This window comes from Lacinutrix sp. YIN62 (assembly GCF_057219185.1).
In genome coordinates, this window is record NZ_JBXVVH010000062.1 from 1 (window position 1) to 1825 (window position 1825).

Sequence of the window (1825 nt, forward strand, 5' to 3'; positions counted from 1 at the left end):
TCGTCTAAAATTTTTAATTTGAATGATTCACTGTAACGTCTAGTAACTCTGTCATTTTTATACATAATCTACTTGAATTATGTAGCCTTTATTCAGGACGAGTCATAATGGTTGGCAACGGTTTTGTATATGGAGAGTAGTGGGTTTTAAGCACTAAATTTAGCAAATAAATCACAGATAGAAAGTCCGCGAGGACTTTCGTAAATAAGCTAAAGCTAGCAATTAATTTTATACGGTGTTGCCAGTAGTTTTTATTCTTTTAGTTTAATTTCTATTTCTTTCGCTCTTTTCAAATTCGTATCCGATTCTTTATTGAAATTTTTTATATATTCTTGGATTGATTTTAAACCAACTTTCTTTTTTATGTTACTTTCTAAAGTTATTTCTGCAATTTTTAAATTAAAATTTTGAGAAAACTCAGGAGCTTTTTCTTTCCATTTTACGGCAAACTTGATAGCTTTTTTTGGTTCATTCATTTTTTTGTGAATTAACTCAATTGGTCTTCTGTAGTAAAAGAAATTTATTTTATTCTTTCGATTTTCATCAAGGTTTTTCTCCCAATACTCTAATGCCTTATCATAACTTTTTAAAAACTCAAAATATTGTGCGTAGCTAGCATAGAAGTAACTAGATTTTCCAATATGATTAATTTCGTAATCTTTTATTTCTTCTACATCACTATCATTCTTTGCCAAAACTTTCATTAGACCTATATCATCACTGTTTACTTTAAAATTAATACCGTAGATTTTTTTTAGTTTTTTAGAATGTTGGTTTATAAAATCAAATGGATTAACATTTTGATTAAGTAAAGAATCAGTTAGTCTTTCATCCCAATCATTATAATGTTTGTATTCTGAAAATATATGCGAAATTCCATTGTTAAGTCCTTTTCCGGCAATTCCGCTATGGTCGGCATCGTAAAGTGAATGTTGAGTTTTAATATTCACATTTTGGTTGATTTTAAATAAACTATCTAATTTCATTCCCGATTCTATTCTTGCTGTAGCATCTCTTTTTCCAGAAGCAACAAAATAGAAAACCAAATTATTAAATGTTCTGTTTGTGAATTCTATATATTCTTGTAATTGATTTCCAAAAAGATTTTGACTTAAAGCGATAAAACCGTGAAAGGGTTGTTCTTTTTGGGTTAAAACTTTTGCACAAAATGTTGCTGAATTTGAATGTCCAACCAAAGTATTAAACCCAGAAGTTGAATAAGTCGAGTCAATTTTAGGGATTAATTCTTGATTTAAAAAAAGGTTAAAATTCAAACTACTTTTGTTAAATTCTCCAGTATTCCAATTAATCCCTAAATCTTCATTTCTGTTTTTGTGAAAAACACCAACAATAATTGACTTTGGAATAACGTAAAAATCCATTAAAATTTTTGATTCAGAAACTGTTGGTTCAAACATCCATTCTCCATCTAAAGTATAGATTATTGGATATTTTTGTTTTTCAGAATAATCTGTAGGTAAGAATATTTTTATAGTTCTATAATCTTGAATATTTGTAGAGTAAATCGAATCTACTACATATTTATATTCTTGAATTTCTATCTTTTTATCTTGTGAATAAAGTGATAAATTAATAGTTAAAAAGAATAATATAAGTATGTTTTTCATAGGAATTTGAGTTTTTTTTAAATTACTGGCAACGGTTTGGCTATGCGCAGTATCCCGCAGGGTATTGCGTATAGGTGTTGTGCCTGTTGCACAAGTTTGTTGCTAAAGATAGTAAAGGAATTTAAAAGTGGCTTAGTTATCTCTTAACTTTAGTTATGCTAGGCAAAAAAGACTCGCAATAAAAATTGGTTTCTCAT

The 1825-nt window shown here is 28.2% G+C and carries 1 protein-coding gene; it reads right to left on the bottom strand.

Going from position 1 to position 1825, the window contains the following annotated elements:
• Positions 1–251 precede the first annotated feature (251 nt).
• Positions 252–1628 (bottom strand): alpha/beta hydrolase-fold protein, encoded by a 1377-nt coding sequence (locus tag AC2D8I_RS16125; protein WP_484707139.1) that lies wholly within the window; start codon positions 1626–1628, stop codon positions 252–254.
• Between the last annotated feature and the right edge of the window lie 197 nt (positions 1629–1825).

Bases quoted from the DNA above. Each gene is read 5' to 3' on its own strand.
- AC2D8I_RS16125 (WP_484707139.1), bottom strand. From the start codon at position 1,628: ATGAAAAACATACTTATATTATTCTTTTTAACTATTAATTTATCACTT.